The following is a 674-nucleotide window of genomic DNA, read 5'->3' on the forward strand; positions in this document are numbered from 1 at the left end:
CGCGAAACCCTTTGAGGTGTATTGACTTCCGCGATCGGCGTGGAACACTGCACCGGCAAGACCGCCGCGGGTCAGTGCTGCGGCACCTAAGGCATCTTCGACGAGTTCGGTACGCATGTGCTCGGCGATCGACCAGCCCACCAGGCGGCGGGAGAAGCAGTCGATCACCGTGGCCAAATACAAGAACTCATTGTCCCCGCATGGCAGATACGTGATGTCACCGACGTATCGGGTATTCGGTGCGATCGCGGTGAAATCACGGTTGAGCAGGTCCGGCGACGGAGTGTCGGCTGGTTCGGCGATGGTGGTGCGGTGTTTTCGGCGCAGTCGCAGGCCCTCGATGTTGTTGGCGCGCATGATCCGTGCGATCCGTTTGTGATTGATCCGCTGGTCGGCGGGTTGTCCGTGATTGATCTCGGCGGTGATCCGGGGCCGCCCGTAGGTGTTGTCCACCGTGTGGACGGCGCGGATCTTGTCGGCGAGTTCAGCGTCGGCTGCGGCCCGGGCGGCTCGTTTCTCGGCGGCGTTGATCCATGCGTAGTACGACGAGCGGGCGATATCGATGACCTGGCACAACCGCTTCACCGGGTAGGTGTCGGAGTGGTCTGCGACGAACTGGAAGCGGTTCACCAGTTCGTCCCTCCGGCGAAATATTTTGCCGCCGACCGCAGGAT

At 62.3% G+C, this 674-nt stretch carries 1 protein-coding gene; it reads right to left on the minus strand.

Annotation, left to right across the window (positions count from 1 at the left end; all coding sequences use genetic code 11):
• Window positions 1-674 (minus strand): IS3 family transposase (locus tag ABD369_RS40835; RefSeq protein ID WP_344641696.1); only part of this gene is annotated, 674 nt, incomplete at both ends.

Source organism: Kitasatospora cystarginea (assembly GCF_039533515.1).
GTDB classification, from domain to species: domain Bacteria; phylum Actinomycetota; class Actinomycetes; order Streptomycetales; family Streptomycetaceae; genus Kitasatospora; species Kitasatospora cystarginea.